Origin of the sequence: Streptomyces sp. NPDC089915 (assembly GCF_040684675.1) — a bacterium.
Classification (GTDB): domain Bacteria; phylum Actinomycetota; class Actinomycetes; order Streptomycetales; family Streptomycetaceae; genus Streptomyces.
The window spans coordinates 24,684-32,015 of the sequence record NZ_JBFBGN010000083.1 but is presented as its reverse complement, the minus strand read 5'-3'; the positions used below and the strand labels follow the sequence as shown (position 1 = coordinate 32,015).

At 76.5% G+C, this 7,332-nt stretch carries 8 protein-coding genes; 5 read left to right on the top strand and 3 right to left on the bottom strand.

Annotation, left to right across the window (positions count from 1 at the left end):
* The 3 genes from AB0O29_RS23280 to AB0O29_RS23270 all read right to left on the bottom strand — a co-directional run.
* Positions 1 to 503: hypothetical protein (locus AB0O29_RS23280; protein WP_365154262.1), on the bottom strand; the 503-nt coding region annotated here is incomplete at its 3' end.
* 62 nt (positions 504 to 565) lie between these two features.
* Positions 566 to 1,603 (bottom strand): NUDIX hydrolase, encoded by a 1,038-nt coding sequence (locus tag AB0O29_RS23275; protein ID WP_365154260.1) that lies wholly within the window; start codon positions 1,601 to 1,603, stop codon positions 566 to 568.
* Between the two features lie 111 nt (positions 1,604 to 1,714).
* The gene (locus AB0O29_RS23270) at positions 1,715 to 2,338 is read right to left on the bottom strand and encodes a LysE/ArgO family amino acid transporter (RefSeq protein ID WP_365154258.1); all 624 of its coding nucleotides are present in this window, start codon (positions 2,336 to 2,338) and stop codon (positions 1,715 to 1,717) included.
* A gap of 69 nt (positions 2,339 to 2,407) precedes the next feature.
* On the opposite strand from AB0O29_RS23270, the gene AB0O29_RS23265 reads away from it, so the two are divergent.
* The 5 genes from AB0O29_RS23265 (at position 2,408) to corA (ending at position 7,327) form a co-directional block, all read left to right on the top strand.
* Positions 2,408 to 3,349, top strand: a complete 942-nt coding sequence (locus AB0O29_RS23265) for a LysR family transcriptional regulator ArgP (RefSeq protein WP_365154256.1) — start codon at positions 2,408 to 2,410, stop codon at positions 3,347 to 3,349.
* Positions 3,350 to 3,477: 128 nt separating this feature from the next.
* Entirely contained in the window at positions 3,478 to 3,849 is a 372-nt protein-coding gene (locus tag AB0O29_RS23260) for a dihydrofolate reductase family protein (protein ID WP_365154254.1), read from the top strand.
* Between the two features lie 106 nt (positions 3,850 to 3,955).
* On the top strand, positions 3,956 to 5,746 hold the full coding sequence (locus tag AB0O29_RS23255; protein ID WP_365154265.1) for a serine/threonine-protein kinase: 1,791 nt from the start codon (positions 3,956 to 3,958) through the stop codon (positions 5,744 to 5,746).
* Between the two features lie 32 nt (positions 5,747 to 5,778).
* On the top strand, positions 5,779 to 6,171 hold the full coding sequence (locus tag AB0O29_RS23250) for a TOBE domain-containing protein (RefSeq protein ID WP_365154252.1): 393 nt from the start codon (positions 5,779 to 5,781) through the stop codon (positions 6,169 to 6,171).
* A gap of 73 nt (positions 6,172 to 6,244) precedes the next feature.
* On the top strand, positions 6,245 to 7,327 hold the full coding sequence (corA, locus tag AB0O29_RS23245; RefSeq protein WP_365154251.1) for a magnesium/cobalt transporter CorA: 1,083 nt from the start codon (positions 6,245 to 6,247) through the stop codon (positions 7,325 to 7,327).
* Positions 7,328 to 7,332 lie beyond the last annotated feature (5 nt).

Sequence of the window (7,332 nt, the reverse complement as noted above, 5' to 3'; positions counted from 1 at the left end):
GCCTGGGCGGGCAGCACGGGGGCGCCGCTGGTGCCGGAGGCCGCACAGGTGGGGTCGGCGTGCTCGGCATGGCCGCCGTCGCGCCCGCCGTGCGCGGGGACGTCGGCGTGGGTGCACCCGCAGGCGTCATCGGCCGGCGCGGCGGCTTCGGCGGCGCCCTGGCCGGAGGCGGCGGGGGTGTGGGCGCGGACCGCACCGGTGCGGGGGACGACCCGGGTGCCGGGCCTGCCGTCCTCGGTGTGGACGGGGACGGCTGCCGGAACCGTGACGGCCCCGGCGGAGTGCGGGCCGGCTTCGGCCCGGATCCGCTCGGTCCCGGTCCGGAGGGCCCCGGCCCGCGTGTGGACGGCCCCGGTCTGGGACGGGTCCGGGCCGGTGGGGCCGGGGAGGCCGCCCGGGCCCAGGCCGTGCATGGCGACCAGGCCCGTGAGGACGGCCAGGACGAGCAGCAGGAAGGCGGGCGGCCCCGAAGGCCTCCCCACTCGTCCCGCTCGCGTACCCATGCCGGCATCGTATGCGAGCCGGCGCCGCATACTCCACGGGGGTAGGGGGTATGCGGCCGGCCTCACACCGGGCGGCCCCGGTGCAGCTCCAGCGGACCGCCGCCCTCGGCGAGGGCCTTCAGGCAGGCCTTGATCTGCCGGCGCAGGTGCGGTCCGACCAGCCCGCGCAGCTCCCGGCGGGGCGCGGTCCGCCACTCCAGCAGCTCGGTGGGATCCAGCCGGATCCGGGCCAGCGTCCCCGCGTCCAGCACCCCGCCGTCGTAGAGGAACCGCACCCGCGCCGGGTACCCCGGCCGGTGGGACCAGTTGACGGCGAGCAGCCGGCCGGGGGCGAGCTCCAGCCCGATCTCCTCGCGGACCTCCCGGGCGGCGGCGGCCCGGGGCGTCTCCCCGAGGTCGCTGTCGACCCCGCCGCCGGGCAGCAGCCAGCGGCCCGGCCCGCCGTAGCCGGGCCGGACCAGCAGCACCCCGCCGGACCCGTCGGTGAACAGCACGTTCGCCGCCGTGAGGGCCTTGGGCCGGGCCGCCCGGTGCGCGGCCGCGTCGTACCCGCCCGCGTGCTCCCGGGCCGCCCGGTCCGCCGGGTCGAGGCCGGCCGGCGAACCGGGCTGCGGCACCCCGTCGACGAGGTGCGCGAGCGAGCCCGAGTACAGCGCGGCCAGCGCGGCGCGCAGCCGCGGCGCGAGCCGTGGGGGCAGTTGCCGCACCGCCTCGTCGGGGGAGAGCCAGCGGGCCTCGGACACCTCGCCGTCCGGAAAGGAGAGCGCCCCGGCCCGGTCGGCCGGGAGCGGCCCCACCAGGTACACGTGCACCACGAGCGAGCGCCCGAGCGCGCCCGGCGCGCAGGAGTCCACGGCGAGCAGCCGCCCCACCGGCACCGCCAGGTCCAGCTCCTCCTTCAGCTCCCGCGCGAGCCCCTCCTCCGGGGTCTCGGTGTCCTCCACCGTGCCGCCCGGCAGTTCGAGGCCGTCCTTGTACGAAGGGGTCAGGACGAGGACCCGCCCCGCCCCGTCCAGGACGATCCCGGTCGCGGCGACCAGCGGGGACGGCTGGGCGGCGTAATAGGCGCGCAGCGCCTCGGGCGACGGGCGGTCGGGCACGGTGACGGCTCCTGGGATCGGCGGACCGGGCGGCGGGGTGGCGGTGCGGCGGCGGGGGCGGTGCCCGCGCACCGGGATACCTACCACGGCGCGCCCGGCCCCGCCCGGACCTCAGGCCCGGGCGAGGAGCATGCCGCCCATCGTCACCATGGTCGCGGCCACCAGCCCGTCCAGCACCCGCCAGGCGCCCGGCTTCGCGAGCACCCCGCTGAGCAGCCGCGACCCGTACCCCAGGGTGGAGAACCAGATCAGGCTGGCCAGGACGGCCCCGGCCCCGAAGGCCCACCGCAGATCGCCCCGGTCGGCGGCGAGCGAGCCCACCAGCAGGACGGTGTCCAGGTAGACGTGCGGGTTCAGCCAGGTCATGGCCAGGCAGGTCAGCACGGCCGCGCGGGCGGACCCGGTGGCGGCGCCCTCGGCGCTGAGGGCCGCGCCCGGGGCCGGGCGCAGCACCCGGCGCGCGGCCAGGATCCCGTAGCAGACGAGGAAGGCGCCGCCGGCGATGCCGACGGCCGTCAGCGCGGCCGGCCAGGCCGTGACGAAGGCGCCGACGCCGGCCACGCCGAGGGCGATGAGGACGGCGTCGGACAGGGCGCAGATGGCGACCACCCACAGCACGGCGTGCCGGCGCGCGCCCTGCCGGAGCACGAAGGCGTTCTGTGCGCCGATGGCGACGATGAGGGAGAGGCCGGTGCCGAAGCCGGCCAGGAGCGCTGTGGTGATGCCGTTGTTCATGTCTCCGACGGTAGACAGCACCCGGTGCGCAGTACAGCTAAAGATTTTTACGTACCCTTAGCGTTCGTGATGGACGAGCTTCCCCTGGACCAGGTCCGGACCCTCCTCGCGGTCGTGGACGAGGGCACCTTCGACGCGGCGGCCGCCGCCCTGCACGTGACGCCCTCCGCCGTCAGCCAGCGCGTGAAGGCCCTGGAACAGCGCACCGGGAGGGTCCTGCTGATGCGCACCAAACCGGTCCGCGCCACCGAGTCGGGCGAGGTCGTGGTCCGCTTCGCCCGCCAGCTGGCCCGCCTGGAGCGCGACGCCCGGGCCGAGCTGGGGATGGGGACCGCCGATGGACAGGGGCCGGTCCGGCTGCCCATCGCCGTGAACGCGGACTCGCTGGCCACCTGGTTCCTGCCGGTGCTGAGCCGGGTCCCGCAGGACCCGCCCGTCTGCTTCGAGCTGTACCGCGAGGACGAGTCCCACACCACCGCCCTGCTGCGCGAGGGCCAGGTGATGGCGGCCGTCACCTCCTCGCCGGACCCGGTGGCGGGGTGCACCGTACGGGCGCTCGGCCTGGTCCGCTACCTTCCGGTGGCCGCCCCCGGGTTCGCCGCCCGCCACCTGGCCGGGGACCCGGCCGCGGACCTGCGGCGGGCGCCGACCATCGTCTTCGACCGCCGCGACGACCTCCAGGACTCCTTCGTCCGCACCCTCACCGGGGACGCCGCGGGCGCCTCGCCCGTCCGCCACCGGGTGCCGACCTCGGAGGGCTTCCGCGACGCGGTGGCCGCCGGGCTCGGCTGGGGGCTGGTGCCGGCGCCGCAGGCCGAACCCCTGCTGCGCGCCGGGGCCCTCGTCCGGCTGACACCGGGGCGGACCCTCGACGTACCGCTCTACTGGCAGCAGTGGAAGCTGGACTCGCCCGCCCTGGCGGCGGTCGCCCGGCTGGTCGCCGAGACCGCCCGCGAGGCGCTGGTGCCCCCGGGGCGGCCCGCCCCCGGCGCGGGGGAGCGCTCGCGCTGACCGCGCCGCCCCGGGCGCGCCCGGGATGAGGCGCGGCCCCGGAAGTCGGGGCCTGGCCCGGGCGCGAGGCGGTCGGCGGGGAGGACGCCGCCTTCGCCGGGCGGCTCGGCGACGTACGGAAGATCGTCGTGTCCCGCGGATCCCCCGACCTCGGCTGGCGCAACGCCGAGCTGCTCCGCGGGGACCTCGTCGAAGGGGTCAGGGCGCCGCGCCGGGAACCGGACGGCGGGCCCGTGGCCATCAGCGGTTCCGTCTCCGTCGTGCGGCAGCTGCTGGCGGCGGGCGAACTCGACCGGCTCCAGCTGCTGGTGCACCCCCTCGCCGTCGGCCGGGGCATGCGGCTCTTCGAGGAGGACGTGCCCCCCGTCCCGCTCAGGCTGCTCACCTGCGAGACCTTCGAGACCGGGGTCCTCAGCCTCTTCTACGCCCCCGCCGCCGCACCCGGCGAGGCCGGCTACGAGGAGGCCAGGACCCACCTGCCCCGCGAGGACGCCGGCTGAACGGGCTGCGACGGCCGGGTGGACCCCCGAGTGATCATGCCCTCTACCCTTGGCCCCGGCAGGCCGTCGACGGACGGCCGGTGAGGGAACGGAGCGGGCGGTGCCGGTGCCATCGGAGCAGACGAACGACGGGGACCTCGTCGGCAGGGCGCTCGGGGGGCGCTACCGGGTGACCTCGGTGATCGGCCGCGGCGGCATGGGCGTGGTGGCGCGGGCGGTGGACGAGCTGCTCGGCCGCGAGGTCGCCGTCAAGCTGCTGCGCGCCTACACCGATGCCGGCCCCGCCGAACTCGCCGACCTGCGCACCCGGATGCGGCGGGAGGCGCAGGCCGCCGCGCGCATCCGGCACACCGGGGTGGTCACCGTGCACGACGTGACCGAGGAGCAGGGACTCCCGGTCATCGTGATGGAACTCGTCGACGGGCCCTCGCTCGACGCCCTCGTCGAGCGGCAGGGCGCGCTCGACCCGTACGAGGCCGCCGCCATCGGCGCCAAGCTGATGGACGCCCTCGACGCCGCGCACCGGGCCGGGGTCCTGCACCGGGACGTCAAGCCGGGCAACGTGCTGCTGGAGCGCGGCGGCCGGGTCGTCCTCACCGACTTCGGCATCGCCAGCATGCAGGACCCCGACGACGGGGAACTGGCGAAGCTGACCCGCAGCGGCGAGATCGTCGGCTCGCTCGACTACCTGCCGCCGGAGCGCGCCCAGGGCCGGGAGCCCGGACCCGCCTCGGACATCTGGTCGCTGGGGATGACCCTGTACGCGGCCGTGGAGGGGGTGTCGCCGTTCCGCCGGACCTCGGTGTGGTCGACGCTGTCCGCGATCGTCGCCGAACCGCTGCCGGAGGCCGGACGGGCGGGGCCGCTCGGGCCGGTGCTCCAGGCGCTGATGGCGAAGGACCCCGACGCCAGGCCGACCGCCGACCAGGCCCGGGCGATGCTCGACGCGGTGGCGGCCGGGGCGGGCGGCGCGACTGGGGCCGGGGGAGCCGCCGGGGTGTACCCGGGGCAGCCGGGGCAGGCCGTACCGCAGGGGCCGGGCGGTACGGGGGCGGTGGGGCCGGGCGCGGCCGTGCCGCAGCCCCCGGCCGGTGTGTTCGGACCGACGCCCACGGCGCCGTCAGCGGTGGCGCCGCCGTCCGGTGCCGCGCCCGCCGCCGGTCCGTCCGCCGGGCCCGGCGCGGCGCCTTTCGCGGCGCCCGGTGCCGTCGCGCCGCCCGGCTTCGGGCCGCCGCCCGCCGCCGACGAATCGTTTCCGCACCAGCCCTATCAGCCCCACCCCGCCCCCTCCTACCCGCCGCCCGGCGGCGCGGCGCCCGTCGCCGGCGGGGGCCGGGCGCGGCGGCGGGGCCGGGTCGCGGTGGCCGTCGCCGTGGTCGCCGTGCTCGGGGCCGGAGGCGCCGCGTACGCCCTGACCTCCGGAGGCGGCGGGAAGAAGACGCGCACCACGGCCACGCCGCCCGCCACCGCCCCCGGGACCGCCTCCCCGGGCACCCCGCCGGGCACCGCGAGCCCGGGCCCGTCCCCCTCCCCGTCCAAGACCGGGCCGTCCCCCAGCGCCTCGAAGAAGACGGCCCCGCCCTCCGCGTCGGCCTCCCCGTCCGCCTCGGCCAAGCCGGGCCCCGTGCCCACGGGCTGCGCCGGCTGGACCCACAAGGACCCCAAGCCCGGCACCTACGGCTTCATATCCGGCGACCACCACCTGCTGGCCGCGCCCTACCAGCAGTGCGCCCAGGGCGCCCTGGTCAAGAGCGGCACGAAGCTCTGGTACCACTGCTACATCGTCAACTCGTACGGGAACCAGTGGACGTTCGTCCGCGTGGACGGCACCAACCAGACGGGCTGGCTCTACAACCGCGACCTCACCGGCCAGAAGGGTTCCTCCCCCGCCTGTTAGGCCCCCGCCCGCCCCCCGCCTAAGCTGCGCGCATGGAGTCCTACACCATCGGCCAGGCGGCCCGGCTGCTCGGCGTCAGCGTCGACACGGCCCGCCGCTGGGCCGACGCCGAGCGCTTCCCCACCCGCCGCGAGGGCACCCGCCGCATGGTCGACGGCCCGGACCTGGCCGCGTTCTGCGTGGAGGCCGCGCAGGAGGGGGCCGACGGCGAGGAGGCCCCGTACACCTCGGCGCGCAACGCCTTCCCCGGCATCGTCACCGGCGTCAAGCTCGGCACGGTCGACGCGCAGGTGGAGATCCAGGCCGGCCCGCACCGCATCGTCTCCCTGCTGACCCGGGAGGCGGTGGAGGAGCTCGGCCTGGAGGTGGGCTCGCGGGCCACGGCGCGGGTGAAGTCGACCAGCGTCTTCGTCGACCGGGGCTGACCTCGGACGGGTTCCCCGGCGCGGCGGTGGCAGACTGGCCGCTGATCCGCCGAAGGGAAGTACCGCGTTGTCCATGTTCAGCAACCTGCGCCGGGCCGTCCGCCGCGGCTACCGGAGGGCCGTCGACCTCAGCCACCCGGCCCGCTCGCCGCTCGGCAGCGCCGTGGTCAACTGCGTGGTCTACCAGGACGGCATCCGCCAGGAGGGCTGCGCCGAGGTCGAGGAGGCGCTGCGCCGGGTCCGCAAGACAGGGGAGGGCTTCGTCTGGATCGGCCTGCACGAGCCCTCCCAGCTGGAACTCGCGGGGCTCGCCGAGCTCCTCGGGCTGCACCCGCTGGCCGTCGAGGACGCCGTCCACGCCCACCAGCGGCCCAAGGTGGAACGCTACGACGACACCCTCTTCGCGGTGTTCAAGACCGTCCGCTACGTCGAGCACGAGGAGCTGACGGCGACCAGCGAGGTGGTGGAGACCGGCGAGCTGATGGCCTTCGTGGGCGAGGACTTCGTCATCACCATCCGGCACGGCGGCCACGGCACCCTCGGCCCCGTCCGCGAGGCCCTGGAGGCCGAGCCGGAGCAGCTGGCGAAGGGTCCGGCGGCCGTGCTGCACGCCATGGCCGACCACGTGGTGGACGACTACGTGGCCGTCACGGACGCGGTGCAGAGCGACATGGACGCCGTGGAGACGGCCGTCTTCAGCGAGCACGGCGGACGGGGCGACGCGGGCCGGATCTACCAGCTCAAGCGCGAACTCCTCGAACTGCGGCGGGCGGTGGCCCCGCTGGGGCGGCCGCTGGAACACCTCGCCACGCAGCCGATACCGGTGATCCCGGCGGAGGTCCGGGCGTACTTCCGCGACGTGGCCGACCACCTGACGCGGGCCACCGAGCAGATCGCCGCCTACGACGGCCTCCTCGACTCGATCCTCCAGGCGCACCTGGCGCAGGTGACGGTCGCGCAGAACGAGGACATGCGGAAGATCACGGCGTGGGCGGCGATCGTGGCGGTGCCCACGATGGTGTGCGGGGTGTACGGCATGAACTTCGACCACATGCCGGAACTGCACTGGACCTACGGGTACCCGCTGGTCCTCGGCGTGATGGCGGTGGCCTGCTGGGTGATCCACCGGGGCTTCCGCCGCAACGGCTGGCTGTAACCGGA

What these genes read in the sequence shown, in the direction of transcription:
- AB0O29_RS23270 (WP_365154258.1), bottom strand. Translation starts at nt 2,338, where the DNA reads ATGAACAACGGCATCACCACAGCGCTCCTGGCCGGCTTCGGCACCGGC.
- AB0O29_RS23265 (WP_365154256.1), top strand. Translation starts at nt 2,408, where the DNA reads ATGGACGAGCTTCCCCTGGACCAGGTCCGGACCCTCCTCGCGGTCGTG.
- AB0O29_RS23250 (WP_365154252.1), top strand. Translation starts at nt 5,779, where the DNA reads ATGGAGTCCTACACCATCGGCCAGGCGGCCCGGCTGCTCGGCGTCAGC.
- corA (WP_365154251.1), top strand. Translation starts at nt 6,245, where the DNA reads ATGTTCAGCAACCTGCGCCGGGCCGTCCGCCGCGGCTACCGGAGGGCC.